Here is a 17,279-nt window from a genome sequence, read left to right as displayed (position 1 = left end):
AATTTCATACGCATATTAAAATATTAAGGTTGAGTTTATTTTAGAAATACCGGTACATAATGAGATTTTGTAAAATATCGGTTGCTTTTGTGATGAAAACTTTACCTTAAAATTTGATTAAAGTATTTGTCAGCGATCCATTGCCGGACAAGAATCATAAAAATTTTCGTTAAATTCGTATCAAATAAATATTGATGAATATTCTCTTATTGGAAGACGACCTTATTCTCTCGGCAGAGCTGTGTAAGTTTTTAGAGTCAAACAATTTTACTTGCGATAAAATTTATGACGGGGAAACATTTCTTCGTCAGATTAAAAATAATACGTACGATTTTTATCTGCTTGATATAAATGTTCCAAAGATAAACGGATTAGATGTTTGTCAGACCATTCGTTCTTTCGATAAAAATACTCCTATTATCATCATTTCAGCGTATGGAGATTTGTCAGATAAAAAAGATGCCTTTACAAGATTGGCAGATGATTATTTGGTAAAACCCTTTCAGTTTGAAGAATTGTTGTTGAGAATGAATTCTTTATTAAGAAGAAAAACACCTGCAGATACCACTGATCAGGATATCATCAGAATTGATGATTTGATTATCAATAAAACCGAGCAAAAGGTTTATCGTGCAGGAACTGAAATTGCGCTTACTTTAAAAGAGTTTCAATTACTGGTTTATTTGGCGGAAGCACAAGGTAGAACCGTTTCAAAACAGCAGATAACTGAACATGTCTGGGAGCATAATTTTAATACGAATACAAATACAGTCGAAGTTTATATCAACTTTTTAAGAAAGAAAATTGATAAAGATTTTAAAATTAAACTTATTCATACGCGTTCAGGCTTCGGATATTATTTAAGCCCATTATAACCAAATGTCATTAAAACAGAAGATAGCGCTTAACCTTAGTATTGCCTTTTCATTGCTTTTTGGTATTGTGATGGCGGTAATTTATATGTCTTTTAATGATTTCAGAAGAGATGAATTTAAAGAAAGGTTCAGGCAAAGGCTAGAATTTACTTCACATTTTATTGCCAAGTCAAAGAATTTTGAAGAGGAAGCGCCTATTTTTTTTAATGAAAATTCTGATAATATTCTTTTAAATGAGACAATTTTGATTTTTAATGGTCAAAAAGAACTTATTTACAGTACAATAAAGGATCGGAATGTTACTTGGGACAGTTCTTTATTGAAAGAACTTGATGAAAAGAAAATTATTTATTCAGAAAAAACAGTTCCTGAAATTTATGCTGCACTCAGAACCATCAATGGGGAAAACTATTATATTCTTACGAGCGCTTTTGATACAAACGGAAAATCAAAACTAGCCTATCTTAAATATCTTTTAATAACAGCTTATGTAATGAGTACGTTGCTCATTGGATTTTTCAGCTATTATTTTATGGGGCAATTTCTGCGCCCTTTGGAAGATTTAAATAAAGAAATCTCTGAAGTAACCGCTCATAAACTGACAACACAAATTCCGGTTCGAGAATCAAATGACGAAATTAATGTTCTCGCTCAATCTTTTAATACCATGATTACAAGGTTGGATGATATTTTTCAGTCACAGAAAGATTTTACAGCAAGTGCCTCTCATGAAATCAGAACCCCGATTACAAGAATGGCTTTCCAGCTTGAAAATCTGATTAAACTTGAACAGCACACTCCCGAAACACTTTCTTCTTTAAAACAGATTCAGAGAGATGTGTATCAATTGTCAGATTTAACGAATTCGTTATTGCTTTTAACAAAATTCGATAAAGAAAATATTCAGAGTATTTATGAAGAGGTGAGAATCGATGAAGTAATTTTTGAATCTTTCGAAGCGGTAGAAAAAAGTTATCCCAAACTTAAAATGGATTTCCTGATTTCTGAAGATACCTCCGAAGATGCATTGCTAACGATAAAAGGGGTTCAGTCTTTACTCGATATTGTTTTTATTAATTTGTTTAAAAACGCGGCAGTATATTCTGATGATACTGAAGTTGATGTTTTAATTACTGAAACAGATGAAAACCTCATAGTTGATGTGATTTCTCACGGAAATACTATTCCCAAAGAGGAACAGCTAAAATTATTTGAAGCATTTATGCGAGGGAATAACTCTCAAAATATTTCCGGTTCAGGTCTTGGTTTGAGAATTGTTAAAAGAATTCTTGAATATCACGGTGCAAAAATTTCCTATACTTCTCCTGCAGATTTATTGAATAAATTCAGTGTTATTTTTAACAAATAAATTATACAATATTTTAAATCCATTAAGAATATTTAGTCAAAGGTAAATTAAGATAAAATCAAGCGAAAAAAAACTTAAAATTCTTAACTCCTTAAATACATCTTAATGGTTAAAAAAATTCTTAAATCATCGTCTCAAGCCAAATTTAATTTTTTTTTAAGCATTCTTTAAGAGCATTTTAATAGCAGAAGGGCAATTTTGTATCATAAAATCAATAAAAATGAACAAAATTGCAGGGCTGTTCATCGTCATCTCTTCATTCATGACGGCACAACAGCAAATGTCACTTTCGGATTGCGAAGAAGCTTTCCAAAAGAACAATCTACAACTGCTCGCCGAACAATACAATATTAACATGGCTGACGCAGATATTTTGCAGGCCAAAATCTGGGAACTTCCTCAACTGAGTGGACAAATCAATGCGTATAACCCTGAAGACAGAAAAGTTTTTGATATTGGAAGCGCAAAAGGAGCTGAAATTACCCAATTAATTTACATGGGAGGCAAAAAGAAAAACGAAATCGCCTTTGCAAAATCAAATAAAGAGCTGGCTCAGCTTCAGTTTTCTCAACTTTTGGTTGATTTGAAGACGCAGCTTCATACAACATATTATAATCTTTATTACGAAAGGTTAAAACTAGACAACACCAATAAACAATTAGGCTATATGAATGACCTTCTGGCGGCTTATAGAGTACAGTCTGCCAAAGGAAATGTATCCCTGAAAGATGAAGTGAGACTTCAGAGTATTGTTATTCAATTAAACAATGACAAACTGGGGATTAATAAAAATATTCTTGAGTTGGAGCAAAACCTTAAAGTTTTAACAGGAATTACAGATGATATAGAACCACAGCTTTCAGATGCCGAAGCAAAAGAAATTCTCGCGGCTCAACCTTTTGGTGATGACTCTGAATTGAAAAATAAAGCGCTGGAAAATAATGCAGAGTATCAATATAATTTAAAATTAATTGAAAATAGTAAACTGTATGCCCAATGGCAAAAATCGTTGAATGTTCCGGATTTAAACCTTGGAGCGGGATGGGACCAAAACGGAGGGACTTTTAAAAATGAAGTGAATTTGATGGTGGGAATTCCGCTGCCTTTATGGAAAAGCAATCAAGGGAATGTGGAGAAAGCAAATTTTGCTATTCAACAAAACCAGAAAAACGCAGATTTCCAAAAACTAAACCTTGAAACTAAAGTTCAGTCCGCTTACAAAACCTGGAAAACACAGTATGAGCAATTAGCAGAAATAAAATCCACAGACCTTAATAATTTGGATTTGGTTTACAACGGGATGCTGAAAAATTTCAGAAACGGAAACATAAGTCTTATAGAATTCACAGATTTTATGGAAAGCTATAGACAGACTGCACTTCAGATTTATGATATGAAAAACGGAATCATACAATCTGCAGAACAATTGAATCAACTAGTACAAACGAAAATCTTCTATTAAATAATGAAAAAATATATAATCCCTGTAATGATAGCGTTGTCAATTTTATCTTGCTCAAAAAAGGAGGAAGAAAAAACAACACAAGCAAAAAAAGGCTTTGAACTGAGTAATACAATGTTTCAGTCTATTTCTCTGGCAAAAGTTGAGAAAAAATATATAGAAGATGATTACAACTTTTACGGAAAAATATCGGCTGATAAAAATAGCTATATAGATGTTTATCCACTGGTTGGAGGAAATGTTTTGAGTGTAAATGTAGAGTTGGGAGATCACGTGACGAAAGGGCAGGTTTTGGCAACCATCAGAAGTACAGAATTGGCGGAAGTACAGAAAGATGTGAGTGATGCAAAAACAGATTTGGTTGTTGCTCAAAACAATCTTCGTGTAGCCAAGGAAATGTATGAAGGAAAGCTGAATACAGAAAGAGATGTATTGGAAGCTAAAAGCCAGCTGCAAAAAGCACAGGACCAAATGCAGAGGGCAAGTGCCGTAAGTACGGTTTATAATGTAAAGAAAGGAAATATCTATAGTGTTATAGCACCAATCAGCGGATATATTGTTCAGAAAAATATCAATAAAGATATGCAGCTGAGAAGTGACAGAAGTGATAATATTTTTGATGTTGCAAATACAACCAATGTCTGGGCCATTATGAATGTCAACGAGTCAGATATCGATAAAATAAGCCTGGGAATGAGAGCTCAGGTTTCTACATTATCTTATCCGGATAAAGTTTTTGATGGTAAAATTGATAAAATCTTTAAAATTATCGATCCTCAAACCAACGCAATGCAGGCAAGAGTTGTGCTAGATAATGCAAACGGATTATTGATTCCTGAAAGTAAAGCTACTATAAAAGTAACAAGTTCGGAGAATAATATGGCATTGACTGTTCCATCTAAAGCCGTTATTTTTGATGATAACAGGAGCTTTGTGGTGATTTTTAAATCCAGAACAGATGTAAAGGTTAAAGAAATAAAAGTTTTGAAACAAGTCGGTGACATTACTTATGTTTCTGAAGGTTTGTCTGAAGGAGAGCAGGTAATTACTAACAACCAGCTGTTGATCTACCGTTTTCTGAATAGTTAAAACCAAAATTTTCTTTCAACGGCCTTTTTAGGTCAACAAAAAATCTATCATGAATAAATTCATTAAAAATATAATTGCTTTTTCCTTAAAAAATAAAGCATTTACCTTTATTTGGGTAGCTATTCTGGCAATCGCGGGTTTTATAAGCTTTAAAAATATGCCTATTGAAGCCTTTCCTGATGTTACTAATACCCAAATTGTAATCATTACTCAATGGAATGGGCGAAGTGCGGAAGAAGTGGAGCGTTTTGTTACAACGCCTATAGAGCTGGCGATGAGTCCGGTTCAGAAGAAAACCAGTGTGAGAAGTACAACGATGTTCGGACTTTCCATTGTGAAAATTCTATTTGACGACGGGGTGGATGATACTTTTGCGAGAAATCAGGTCAATAACCAATTGCGGACAGTCAGCCTTCCTGATGAGGTAGATCCTGAAGTACAGCCACCCTATGGACCAACCGGAGAAATTTTCCGATATACGCTACAGAGTAAAACAAAAGATTCCCGAGAATTGCTCACTTTACAAAACTGGGTTATCGACAGGGCTTTGAGAGGCGTTCCGGGAGTTGCAGATATCAATGTTTTCGGAGGTCAGGATAAAGTTTTTGAATTAAGTATCGACCCAAGAGCTTTGGATAAATATAATTTGACTCCGCTTCAGGTTTATGACGCCGTGACGAAAAGTAACTTGAATGTCGGAGGTGATGTTATCGAGAAAAACGGACAGGCTTATGTGGTAAGAGGAATTGGTTTGGTAAAATCTATTACAGATATTGGCAATATTACCATTGAAAATGATAACGGAAACCCTGTTTTGGTTAAAAACGTTGCGGAAGTTCATGAAAGTTCAATGCCTAGAGTAGGACAGGCCGGACTGAATAATCAGGAAGATACCGTAGAAGGGATTGTCGTAATGAGAAAAGGGGAAAATCCTCGTGAAGTTTTAGTGGGTGTAAAAGCTAAAATTAAAGAGCTCAACGAGAAAATTCTTCCAAAAGATGTAAAAATGGTTACTTTCTATGATAGAGATAATTTGATGGATTTTACTACAGAAACGGTAATGCACAATTTATTGGAGGGTATTGTTTTGGTAACGGTAATTGTTTTGATTTTCATGGCAGACTGGAGGACCACGCTGATTGTTTCCATTATCATTCCTTTATCTTTATTGTTTGCATTTTTATGTTTAAAACTTTCGGGAATGAGTGCCAACTTACTTTCGTTAGGTGCGGTTGACTTTGGTATTATCATTGACGGAGCCGTTGTCATGGTAGAAGGGCTCTTTGTAATGCTCGATCACAAAGCACTCAAATACGGACAGGAAAAGTTCAACAAAATGGCAAAAGCTGGGTGGATAAAACAAACAGGAACAGGCTTAGGAAAAGCGATTTTCTTTTCAAAGTTAATTATCATCACTTCATTAATCCCGATTTTCTCGTTCCAGAAAGTGGAAGGTAAGATGTTCTCTCCTTTAGCATTTACGTTAGGCTTTGCATTAATGGGTGCACTGATTTTCACGTTGACGTTAGTTCCGGTTCTTTCGCATATCCTATTAAATAAAAATGTAAAAGAGAAAAACAATCCTTTTGTTAATTTCTGGGACAGAATTGTTTTAAAAGGCTTCAACTATACTTTTAAACATAAGAGAATGAGTTTAATTGTTTCCATCGCTTTCTTGGCAGTGACCTTATTCTCAGGAAAATTTTTAGGAACAGAATTTTTACCTCAATTAAATGAAGGTTCACTTTGGATCACCGCGGAAATGCCAATGAGTTCATCATTAAAAGAGTCGTTGAAAACGGCAGATCTTTTAAAGAAAGATATTATGAGCTTTTCGGAAGTGACGGATGTTCTTGCTCAAACGGGCAGAAGTAACGACGGAACAGATCCGAATGGTTTTGGGTTCGTACAATTTGCAGTAAATCTGAAACCTAAAAGTGAATGGAAAAGGAATATCAATTATGAAGAACTGATTGAAGAGATTGATAAAAAGCTTCGAAGCTATCAGGGAATAACATTTAATTATTCTCAGCCGATTTCTGACAACGTAGCTGAAGCGGTAGCCGGCTTCAAAGCTGAAAATGGAATTAAAATTTATGGAGATAACCTTCAGACACTGGACAGATTGGCAGAAGAAGTTTTAAAGCAAGTTAAAGATATCAAAGGCGTAAAAGATGCCGGAATTATAAAAAATATTGGGCAGCCGGAAGTAAGCGTTGTGCTGGACAGAGATAAAATGGCCGCTTATGGGGTAATGCCGGATGACGCACAGTCTGTTCTTGAAATGGCTTTCGGAGGAAAAACAGCTTCGGAAATGTTTGACGGCGAGAGAAAATTCCCGATTCGCCTTCGATACTCCCAAGAATACAGAAAAGATGAAAATGATATTGCTTCATTGATGGTTCCTACTCAGGACGGCACGAAGATTCCTTTAAAAGAAATAAGTACTATTGAAAAAGATAATGGTGCAGCATTTATTTACCGGGATGATATCAAACGATATATTGGTGTGAAATTCTCTATTCGTGACCGGGATTTAGGAGGCACAATTGCAGATGCACAGAAAGCAGTTTCAAAAATTGACTTTCCGGATGGGTATTCTGTAGGCTGGACCGGTCAGTTTGAGAATCAGCAAAGAGCTTCAAAAAGATTAACACAGGTTGTTCCAATAAGTCTTCTGGGAATTTTTTTCCTGTTATTTATTCTTTTTGGAAATATGAAAGATTCGCTTTTGGTTTTGGCCAATGTACCTTTTGCACTGATTGGAGGAATTATTGCGTTGCACGTTACAGGAATCAATTTTGGGATTTCAGCCGGGGTAGGGATGATTGCCTTATTGGGGATCTGTATTCAGAACGGAGTTATTCTCATCACGGAATTTCATCAAAATGTCAAGAGTGGACTTAATTTAGATGATGCAATATTGAGTGGTGTAAAATCACGAACCAGACCTGTGATAATGACCGCACTTATGGCTTCGATAGGACTAATGCCTGCGGCTTTGTCAACAGGTATCGGTTCGGAATCCCAGAAGCCCTTGGCAATAGTTATTATTGGAGGATTAATTACGGCTACAGTATTGACATTATTAATTTTTCCAATCATATTCTGGATCTTCAACAGAACCAAAAAATCACAGCAAATCTAATTATTCTTTCATTTATATTATACTAATCGGGTCTGAAACAGATTGTGTTTCAGGCTTTTTCATAAAAGCTTTTGTAAAGTTTTTTTAAAATGAGAAAATTGTGTAAATTTGCAGTCTCAATACATTGAAAGATAAGGTCTGTATTTCATTGGATTTAAATGTTGAAACTTTTTTTAAGAAAAAGGTTTTAGTATTTAAAAATTCATTATATTTGCACACCGAAAATTTGAAAAACAATAAATAAATAATTTAAATCATGGCAAAGGAAACGTTTAATCGTAACAAACCACACTTGAACATTGGTACTATTGGTCACGTTGACCATGGTAAAACTACACTTACTGCAGCAATCAGTGCTGTGTTAGCTAGTAAGGGTCTTGCTGAGAAAAAAGACTTCTCTGCGATTGACTCTGCTCCAGAAGAAAAAGAAAGAGGTATCACTATTAATACTGCTCACATTGAGTATGAAACTGTAAACAGACATTACGCTCACGTTGACTGTCCAGGTCACGCGGATTACGTAAAGAACATGGTAACTGGTGCTGCTCAGATGGATGGTGCTATCTTAGTATGTGCTGCTACAGATGGTCCAATGCCTCAAACAAGAGAACATATCCTACTTTGCCGTCAGGTAAACGTACCTAGAATTGTTGTTTTCATGAACAAGGTTGACATGGTGGATGATCCAGAATTGTTAGAGCTTGTTGAAATGGAACTTAGAGATTTATTATCAACTTATGATTATAGCGAGGATTCTCCGGTAATCCAAGGTTCTGCTCTTGGTGCACTTACTGCAGCTACTTCTGGTAATGCTGATGATAAATGGTTTAAAACTGTAGAAGAATTAATGGATGCTGTTGACTCTTGGATCGAACTTCCAGTAAGAGATCAAGATAAAGCATTCTTAATGCCTATCGAAGATGTATTCTCTATTACAGGTAGAGGTACTGTAGCAACAGGTAGAATCGAAGCTGGTGTTATCAACACAGGTGATCCTGTTGATATCGTTGGTATGGGTGATGAGAAATTAACTTCTACTATTACAGGAGTTGAGATGTTCAGAAAAATCCTAGACAGAGGTGAAGCTGGAGATAACGTAGGTCTATTGTTGAGAGGTATTGAAAAAACTGACATCAAGAGAGGTATGGTTATCGCTAAGAAAGACTCTGTGAAGCCACACAAAAAATTCAAAGCTGAGGTTTATATCCTTTCTAAAGAAGAAGGTGGACGTCACACTCCATTCCACAACAAATATCGTCCTCAGTTCTATGTAAGAACTACTGACGTTACAGGTGAAATCTTCTTACCGGAAGGTGTAGAAATGGTAATGCCTGGTGATAACTTAACGATTACAGTAGAATTGTTACAACCAATCGCTCTTAACGTAGGTCTTAGATTTGCAATCAGAGAAGGTGGTAGAACAGTTGGTGCTGGTCAGGTTACTGAAATCTTAGATTAATTTCTTAAAATAAATAAAAAGCTTCCGTAAGGGACTACTTTACGGAGCTTTTTAATCTACGGGCATCGTCCAATGGTAGGATACCGGTCTCCAAAACCGTTGATCAGGGTTCGAATCCTTGTGCCCGTGCAAATATAAATTATGAGTTCATTAATTGATTTTTTAAAAGGTTCTTATAACGAATTCAGACATAAAGTTGAATGGCCAAAATGGTCTGACCTGCAATCTTCTACAATTGTAGTAACTATTGCAACAGTTATCTTGGCTTTATTTACTTTTGGAGTTGACGAATTGTTTTCTAAAGCAGTCAGCAACATAATAGGAATGCTAATCAACTTGTTCAACTAAAAAAAGTATTTTCCCACAATGAGCGAACTGAAATGGTATGTGCTGAAAGCTATCAGCGGACAGGAAAATAAAGTGAAAAACTATATTGAGACAGAAATCAAACGTTTAGGTTTTGAGCAGTATGTTACTCAAGTGGTTATTCCTATGGAAAAGGTTATTCAAATTAGAAACGGTAAAAAAGTTCCTAAAGAAAGACCTTACTATCCTGGATACTTGATGGTTGAGGCTGATTTAATGGGAGAAATTCCTCATGTTATTAAAAACATCCCTGGAGTTATTTCTTTCTTGAGTCTGACAAAAGGAGGAGATCCTGTTCCAATGAGAAAATCTGAGGTAAACAGAATGCTTGGAAGAATGGATGAATTATCAGAATTTGCATCAGATGTTGAAATTCCTTATATTGTGGGTGAAAACGTTAAAGTAATTGACGGCCCATTCAATGGATTCAATGGTACGGTAGAAAAGATTCTTGAGGATAAAAAGAAGATCGAAGTTTCAGTTCTTATCTTCGGTAGAAAAACTCCAATGGAACTTAGCTATATGCAAGTAGAGAAAGTTTAAAATATTTTATCAGATATAAATAAAAGACCACTTTAATAAGTGGTCTTTTATATTTCAGGATTCTGATATCGATGTATAAATAAATACGGTTGAATATAAAAAAGAGTACAGCTGGTTTCTTATTTAGTAAACTTTTATTTTAAAGTATTTTAGATTTTTTTTTAATCTTTCTAAAAATCAACAATATCCGTTTGCTATTTCAAAAATATTTCATAATTTTGCAAACCGAAAGTAGATTTACTGTATGTGAGTCGGTAATCTGCTGAATAATAAATGCTTCCAAACTCATTAATTATTCATCTTAAAAAACAAAAAATGGCTAAAAAAGTCTTTAAAATGGTAAAACTTCAGGTGAAAGGTGGCGCTGCCAACCCTTCTCCACCAGTAGGTCCAGCATTGGGTTCTGCAGGTGTGAACATCATGGAGTTTTGTAAGCAATTTAACGGAAGAACCCAAGATAAGCCAGGGCAAGTTTTACCTGTAGTAATTACAGTATACGAAGACAAATCTTTTGAATTCGTGATTAAAACTCCACCTGCAGCAATTCAGTTAATGGATGCGGCTAAAATCAAGGGAGGCTCTGGAGAACCAAACAGAAACAAAGTAGGTTCTGTATCTTGGGATCAAGTGAAAAAAATCGCTGAAGATAAAATGGCAGATCTTAACTGCTTTACATTGGATTCTGCTCTTTCTATGGTTGCAGGTACTGCAAGATCTATGGGATTAAGAGTAACAGGAACTAAACCAACTAACGCTTAAAACTTAGAGAAATGGCAAAATTAACAAAAAAGCAAAAGGAGGCTTTAAGCAAAGTAGAAAAAGGTAGAATCTATAACCTTGACGAAGGTTCAGCTCTTGTAAAAGAAGTAAACACTGCAAAGTTTGATGCTTCTGTAGATATTGCTGTAAGACTAGGTGTAGATCCAAGAAAAGCAAACCAAATGGTAAGAGGTGTTGTATCTCTTCCTCACGGAACTGGTAAAGATGTTAAAGTATTAGCTCTTGTAACTCCTGATAAAGAAGCTGAAGCTAAAGAAGCTGGTGCTGATTATGTAGGTTTAGACGAATACTTACAAAAAATAAAAGATGGTTGGACAGATGTTGACGTTATCGTTACTATGCCGGCTGTTATGGGTAAATTAGGACCATTAGGTAGAGTATTAGGACCAAGAGGTTTAATGCCTAACCCTAAATCAGGAACTGTAACTATGGAAATTGGTAAAGCAGTAACTGAAGTGAAAGCAGGGAAAATTGATTTCAAAGTAGACAAGTATGGTATCATCCATGCTGGTATCGGTAAAGTATCTTTCGATGCTGCCAAGATCAAAGAAAATGCTCAGGAACTTATCCAGACATTGATCAAAATGAAACCAACCGCTGCTAAAGGAACGTATGTAAAAAGCATTTACCTATCTTCTACAATGAGTCCGGGTATTGCAATTGATACTAAATCTGTTAACTAATATAAAATCCTTAAGACAATGACAAAAGACCAAAAAGTTGTAGCAATACAAGAGATCAAAGATTTGCTTCAGGATGCTAAAGTAGTTTATGTAGCAGATCTAGATGGTTTGAACGCTGCTAAATCTTCTGAATTCAGAAGACAGGCTTTCAAACAAAATATCAAAGTAAAAGTTGTAAAAAATACGCTTTTGCAAAAAGCAATGGAGCAAATTGAAGGAGTAGATTACTCTGAAATGTTTACTACATTCAAAGGGAATTCTGCATTAATGATTGCTGAGACTGCAAATGCTCCTGCAAAATTAATCCAAGGATTCAGAAAGAAAGAAGATAAGCCAGCTCTAAAGTCTGCTTACCTTCAGGAAACTTTCTATGTTGGAGATGAAAACTTATCTACACTTGCTAATATCAAGTCTAGAGAGGAAATGATCGGAGAAATCATCGGATTACTTCAATCTCCAATTCAAAGAGTTGTTTCTGCTCTTCAAAACAAACCTGAAACGGTAGAGGCTAAAGCTGAAGTAGCTGCTCCTGCTGTAGAAGAAACTCCTGCTGAAGCTCCAGAAGCTGCTGCAGAAAGCACAGAAGAAACTCCAAGTGCTGAATAATTACACTCAAAAAATTAAATAAATAATCAACAAAAACATTACAACAATGTCAGATTTAAAAAATTTAGCTGAAACGCTAGTAAACCTAACTGTAAAAGACGTAAACGAATTAGCTACTATCCTTAAGGATGAGTACGGAATTGAGCCAGCTGCTGCTGCTGTAGTAGTTGCTGCAGGTGGTGGAGAAGCTGCTGAAGAAAAGACTGAGTTCGACGTAATTCTTAAGTCTGCAGGTGCATCTAAATTAGCTATCGTTAAATTAGTAAAAGATTTAACTGGTGCTGGTCTTAAAGAAGCTAAAGATATCGTAGACGGAGCTCCTGCTGCTATTAAGCAAGGAATTTCTAAAGACGAAGCTGAAGCTCTTAAGAAGCAATTAGAAGAAGCTGGTGCTGAAGTAGAATTGAAATAATTCAATTTACCTTACAAATATAAAGCCTGAGCAATTTGCTCAGGCTTTTTTTGTTTTATGCTTGTATGCTATTGATAAGTTTTTAATAATTGTCAATTGTATTTGAATATTAGTAATTCTTGAAAATGTATATTAAATACAATTGGTAGTAATACAAAATCGTAAAATTATTGGCAAATAATTTTTAAGAAAAATTTCCTAGTAATAAGGAGAGGCTATTCGAAAGGATGGTGTTTTATTAGAAAATATTTAATAGCTTAAGAATGAATTGATTTTATTTGTGAATATAGATAAATTTTCGTACTTTTGCTCCTCTTTTGGCGCGAAAAATTGTTTGTAAATCTATAAAATACTGTGAATCACCTCTTTCATGAAAATGAAAGGGCTTTCTTGTATATAGATATTGCGGTAGATTCAGCCTCAAAAGTAATAAAAATATTTTGCATTACGCTGTGAAAAGATATACCAGCGTTGCAGTTAGGAATAAGATTCTGAGAATCAAGAAAAAAGAAAAAAGATTTCTTAATAGCGCCAAACATTATCATGTCTTTATCTTTTATCTCTTCTCTTTCTTTTTTTCTGATATTTTTTTAAATCAAAATATTTTTTAACCCTTTCTTTAAAAGTTTTATGAGTAAAACAACAGCTACAACTAGGGGAAATCAGAGAGTTAATTTCTCATCAGCGAAAGGAAAAATTATTACTCCGGACTTTTTGGATATCCAAATTGAGTCTTTCAGTGATTTTTTCCAGCTTGATACCCTTCCGGAAGACAGAACAAACGAAGGTTTGTACAAGACTTTTCAGGAAAATTTCCCGATTACCGATTCTAGAAACCAATTTGTATTGGAGTTCATAGATTATTTGGTAGATTCTCCACGTTATTCAATCAATGAGTGTGTGGAAAGAGGATTGACGTATTCAGTACCTCTTAAAGCAAGACTTAAATTGTATTGTACAGACCCTGAGCACGAGGATTTCCAAACTGTGGTGCAGGATGTATATTTAGGCCCGGTTCCTTACATGACGCCTAGTGGATCTTTTATCATCAATGGTGCTGAAAGAGTAATTGTTACGCAGCTTCACCGTTCACCTGGTGTATTCTTCGGGCAAACTTACCACGCAAACGGAACTAAACTTTATTATTCAAGAATTATTCCTTTCAAAGGATCTTGGATGGAATTTACGACGGATATCAACAGCGTAATGTATGCTTATATCGATCGTAAGAAAAAGTTACCATTAACTACTTTATTAAGAGCTATCGGTTTCGAATCTGATAAGGATATCCTTCAGATCTTCGACCTTGCTGAAGAAGTGAAAGTTTCTAAAGCTGCCCTTAAAAAAGTGGAAGGAAGAACATTGGCTGCGAGAGTATTGAACACCTGGTTCGAAGATTTCGTAGATGAAGATACAGGTGAGGTGGTTTCTATCGAAAGAAACGAAATCATCTTGGATAGAGAGACTATTCTTGAAAAAGAACATTTGGATCTTATTCTTGATGCTGGTGTGAAATCTATCTTGATTCACAAAGAAAACAGCAATGAGTTCTCTATTATCCAGAACACATTACAAAAAGACCCTACTAACTCTGAAAAAGAAGCGGTAGAATATATTTATCGTCAGCTAAGAAATGCAGATCCACCAGATGAGGAAACTGCAAGAGGAATTATTGAAAAATTATTCTTCTCTGAGCAAAGATATTCATTAGGTGAAGTAGGACGTTACAGACTAAACAAAAAGTTAGGTCTAAATATCCCAACTACTACTGAAGTTCTTACAAAAGAAGATATCATTGCTATCGTAAGACATTTGATAGAGCTTGTAAACTCTAAGGCTGAAGTTGATGATATTGACCACTTATCAAACAGAAGAATTAAAACTGTTGGTGAGCAATTAGCAGGTCAGTTTGGTGTAGGTCTTTCGAGAATTGCCAGAACAATTAAAGAAAGAATGAACGTTAGAGATAACGAAATCTTTACTCCGCTGGATCTGGTTAATGCTAAGACTTTAACATCTGTAATCAACTCATTCTTCGGTACCAACCAGCTTTCTCAGTTTATGGACCAGACAAACCCGTTGTCAGAGATTACTCACAAGAGAAGATTATCTGCACTAGGGCCTGGTGGTTTATCAAGAGAAAGAGCAGGTTTCGAGGTTCGTGACGTTCACCATACCCACTACGGAAGAATTTGTCCGATCGAAACCCCGGAAGGACCAAACATCGGTTTGATTTCATCTTTAGGTATTTATGCAAAAATCAACAATTTAGGTTTCATCGAAACTCCATACAGAAAAGTAGAAAACAGTAAGATTGATCTTAATGCTGCTCCTATTTATTTGAATGCAGAAGATGAAGAAGATAAAGTAATTGCTCAGGCAAACGTTGAGCTGAATGACGAAGGAGAATTCTTAACAGACAGAATTATTGCAAGACTGGATGGTGACTACCCGGTAGTTGAGCCGTCTCAGGTAAACCTTATTGACGTTGCACCAAACCAGATTTCTGGTATTTCGGCTTCATTGATTCCTTTCTTGGAACATGATGATGCAAACCGTGCGTTGATGGGATCAAACATGATGCGTCAGGCAGTTCCTTTATTGAAGCCACAAGCTCCAATCGTAGGTACAGGGCTTGAGCAACAAGTTGCAAGAGATTCTAGAATTTTGATCAATGCTGAGGGTACTGGTACTGTTGAATACGTAGATGCTGACAGAATTGTTATTAAATATGAAAGAAGCGAAGACGAAGATTTAGTACAGTTTGAGTCTGCTACTAAAACATATAACCTTACTAAATTTAGAAAAACCAACCAGAGTACCACGATTACATTAAGACCAAACGTAAGGGTAGGTGATGTAGTAGAAAAAGGACAGGTTCTTTGCGACGGTTATGCTACTGAAAAAGGGGAATTGGCTCTTGGTAGAAACTTAGTAGTTGCCTTCATGCCTTGGAAAGGGTACAACTTTGAGGATGCGATTGTAATCAACGAAAAAGTTGTACGTGAAGACTGGTTTACTTCAATCCATGTGGATGAATATTCTCTGGAAGTTCGTGATACTAAATTAGGTATGGAAGAACTTACAGCAGATATTCCAAACGTTTCTGAAGAAGCTACCAAAGATCTTGACGAAAATGGTATGATCAGAATTGGTGCTGAAGTGAAGCCTGGAGATATAATGATTGGTAAAATCACTCCAAAAGGTGAATCTGACCCGACTCCTGAAGAAAAACTTCTTAGAGCAATTTTCGGTGACAAAGCTGGCGATGTAAAAGATGCTTCATTGAAAGCTGACTCTTCATTGAGAGGTGTTGTTATCAACAAAAAATTGTTCTCAAGAAACATTAAAGATAAAAAGAAAAGAACTGAAGAAAAACTTAAACTTGAAGAGATTGAAAATACTTACAAGGCTAAGTTTGATGAGTTGAGAAATACTTTAATAGAAAAATTAAATACACTTGTAAGCGGTAAAACTTCTCAAGGGGTTACAAATGACCTGGATGAAGAAATAATCGGTAAAGGTGTGAAATTTACTCACAAATTATTGACTTCAGTTGAAGATTACGTAAACGTTAGCGGTTCAGACTGGACTGTTGATAATGATAAGAATGAATTAATCAAACAATTAATTCACAATTATAAAATCAAATTCAACGATATTCAAGGGGTTAAAAACCGTGAGAAATTCGCAATTTCTATTGGAGATGAGCTTCCGGCAGGTATCATGAAGTTAGCTAAAGTTTATATCGCTAAGAAACGTAAACTGAATGTAGGGGATAAAATGGCAGGACGTCACGGTAACAAAGGTATCGTTTCGAGAATTGTTCGTGAAGAAGATATGCCGTTCCTAGAAGATGGAACACCGGTAGATATCGTATTGAATCCACTTGGGGTACCTTCTCGTATGAACATCGGCCAGATTTATGAAACAGTTCTTGGATGGGCTGGTCAGAAATTAGGTATGACATTCGCTACACCAATCTTCGATGGGGCTAGTCTTGAGCAAATCACTGAGTATACAGAGAAAGCAGGTCTTCCTAAATTCGGTAACACTCACCTTTATGATGGTGGTACCGGGGAAAGATTTACTCAGCCGGCTACTGTGGGTGTTATCTATATGTTGAAATTAGGTCACATGGTAGATGATAAGATGCACGCACGTTCTATCGGACCTTACTCGTTGATTACTCAGCAACCGTTAGGAGGTAAAGCTCAATTCGGAGGTCAGAGATTCGGAGAGATGGAGGTTTGGGCTCTTGAAGCATTCGGAGCATCAAATATCCTGAGAGAAATCTTGACCGTGAAGTCGGATGACGTGATTGGTAGAGCAAAAACTTATGAAGCAATTGCAAAAGGTGAATCTATGCCTGAACCAGGTATTCCGGAATCATTCAATGTATTACTTCACGAGCTACAAGGTCTTGGACTTGACGTAAGACTTGAAGAATAATTTTAAATTTTAAATTATAAATTTTGAATGTTTCA

13 protein-coding genes and 1 tRNA gene are annotated in these 17,279 nt (G+C 35.6%); all 14 read left to right on the top strand.

All coding sequences use genetic code 11. The annotated features are described in order from the left end of the window. Positions 1-194 precede the first annotated feature (194 nt). The 14 genes from ACM39_RS14950 to rpoB all read left to right on the top strand — a co-directional run bounded on the left by ACM39_RS14950 (position 195) and on the right by rpoB (position 17,244). Positions 195-875, top strand: a complete 681-nt coding sequence (locus tag ACM39_RS14950; protein ID WP_048511854.1) for a response regulator transcription factor — start codon at positions 195-197, stop codon at positions 873-875. 4 nt (positions 876-879) lie between these two features. Continuing rightward, positions 880-2,244, top strand: coding sequence for an ATP-binding protein (locus ACM39_RS14945; protein WP_048511853.1), 1,365 nt, complete (start codon positions 880-882; stop codon positions 2,242-2,244). A 220-nt stretch (positions 2,245-2,464) separates the two neighbouring features. Continuing rightward, entirely contained in the window at positions 2,465-3,706 is a 1,242-nt protein-coding gene (locus ACM39_RS14940) for a TolC family protein (RefSeq protein ID WP_082140618.1), read from the top strand. A gap of 3 nt (positions 3,707-3,709) precedes the next feature. After that, on the top strand, positions 3,710-4,795 hold the full coding sequence (locus ACM39_RS14935) for an efflux RND transporter periplasmic adaptor subunit (protein ID WP_048511852.1): 1,086 nt from the start codon (positions 3,710-3,712) through the stop codon (positions 4,793-4,795). A gap of 49 nt (positions 4,796-4,844) precedes the next feature. Then, positions 4,845-7,943: an efflux RND transporter permease subunit gene (locus ACM39_RS14930; RefSeq protein WP_048511851.1), complete on the top strand. Its 3,099-nt coding sequence runs from the start codon at positions 4,845-4,847 to the stop codon at positions 7,941-7,943. A gap of 256 nt (positions 7,944-8,199) precedes the next feature. Beyond that, positions 8,200-9,402 carry an elongation factor Tu gene (gene tuf / locus ACM39_RS14925; protein WP_048511850.1) on the top strand — a complete coding sequence of 401 codons (1,203 nt, stop codon included), beginning with the start codon at positions 8,200-8,202 and terminating at the stop codon, positions 9,400-9,402. Between the two features lie 58 nt (positions 9,403-9,460). After that, positions 9,461-9,531: transfer RNA gene (locus ACM39_RS14920), tRNA-Trp, on the top strand. A gap of 12 nt (positions 9,532-9,543) precedes the next feature. After that, positions 9,544-9,750, top strand: a complete 207-nt coding sequence (gene secE / locus ACM39_RS14915; RefSeq protein ID WP_048511849.1) for a preprotein translocase subunit SecE — start codon at positions 9,544-9,546, stop codon at positions 9,748-9,750. An 18-nt stretch (positions 9,751-9,768) separates the two neighbouring features. Next, complete coding sequence (gene nusG / locus ACM39_RS14910) at positions 9,769-10,311, top strand: transcription termination/antitermination protein NusG (RefSeq protein ID WP_048511848.1); 543 nt, start codon at positions 9,769-9,771, stop codon at positions 10,309-10,311. A 315-nt stretch (positions 10,312-10,626) separates the two neighbouring features. Beyond that, complete coding sequence (gene rplK / locus ACM39_RS14905; protein WP_048511988.1) at positions 10,627-11,070, top strand: 50S ribosomal protein L11; 444 nt, start codon at positions 10,627-10,629, stop codon at positions 11,068-11,070. An 11-nt stretch (positions 11,071-11,081) separates the two neighbouring features. Further along, positions 11,082-11,774, top strand: coding sequence for a 50S ribosomal protein L1 (rplA, locus tag ACM39_RS14900; RefSeq protein WP_047399347.1), 693 nt, complete (start codon positions 11,082-11,084; stop codon positions 11,772-11,774). Positions 11,775-11,792: 18 nt separating this feature from the next. Then, complete coding sequence (rplJ, locus tag ACM39_RS14895; RefSeq protein WP_048511847.1) at positions 11,793-12,380, top strand: 50S ribosomal protein L10; 588 nt, start codon at positions 11,793-11,795, stop codon at positions 12,378-12,380. 46 nt (positions 12,381-12,426) lie between these two features. After that, entirely contained in the window at positions 12,427-12,792 is a 366-nt protein-coding gene (gene rplL, locus ACM39_RS14890; protein ID WP_034749652.1) for a 50S ribosomal protein L7/L12, read from the top strand. Positions 12,793-13,422: 630 nt separating this feature from the next. Further along, the gene (gene rpoB / locus ACM39_RS14885; protein WP_048511846.1) at positions 13,423-17,244 is read left to right on the top strand and encodes a DNA-directed RNA polymerase subunit beta; all 3,822 of its coding nucleotides are present in this window, start codon (positions 13,423-13,425) and stop codon (positions 17,242-17,244) included. Positions 17,245-17,279 lie beyond the last annotated feature (35 nt).

Source organism: Chryseobacterium sp. FH2, from assembly GCF_001045455.1.
Taxonomy (GTDB): Bacteria; Bacteroidota; Bacteroidia; order Flavobacteriales; family Weeksellaceae; genus Chryseobacterium.
Note: the sequence above shows the minus strand (reverse complement) of the source record. Positions and strands in the feature narration are given on the sequence as shown.